We start from the raw sequence: 603 nt of genomic DNA on the forward strand, positions 1-603 counted from the left end.
CCGTCCGCGCGCCGCCGCGCCGCGCCGGAGTCCGACGGGGTCAGGTCGTGACCGGCGCCGTGCGCTTCGCCGTACTCGGCGACTCGCTCAGCGAAGGCGTCGGCGACCCGCTGCCCGACGGCGGGTGGCGCGGCTGGGCGGCGCTGCTCGCCGACGGGCTCGCGCCGACGCCGTACGACACCCGGACGCTCAACCTCGCCCGGAGCGGGGCCCGTTCGGGTGATGTGGCGGGCCCGCAGCTCGAAGCGGCGCTGCGGCACCGGCCGGACCTCGCGTCCGTCCTGGTCGGCGGGAACGACACGCTGCGCGGCGGCTTCGACATCCAGGTGGTGGCCGCCGAACTGCACGTCGTGATGGGCGCGTTGCGCGCCGAGGGCTGCGACGTGCTCACCGCGTGCCTGCCGGACCCGGGAACCGTGCTCGGGCTGCCGTGGCCGCTGGCCCGCCCGCTGGGCCGCAGGATGCGCGCGCTCAACGACACCGTGCACGCCCTGTCCGCGCACCACGGCGCGCACCACCTCCACGCCGCGGAGCGCCACTGGGCGACCATGCCCGGAGCGCTGAGCGCCGACCGGCTGCACCCCAGCGAGACCGGACACCGGC

General features: G+C 77.6%; 1 protein-coding gene. It reads left to right on the top strand.

Annotated features, from left to right (window positions below):
- Window positions 1-47: 47 nt before the first annotated feature.
- Window positions 48-603: SGNH/GDSL hydrolase family protein (locus tag BGM09_RS04020; protein WP_188279987.1), on the top strand; the 556-nt coding region annotated here is incomplete at its 3' end.

Source organism: Streptomyces sp. CBMA29 (assembly GCF_014596445.1).
GTDB lineage: Bacteria > Actinomycetota > Actinomycetes > Streptomycetales > Streptomycetaceae > Actinacidiphila.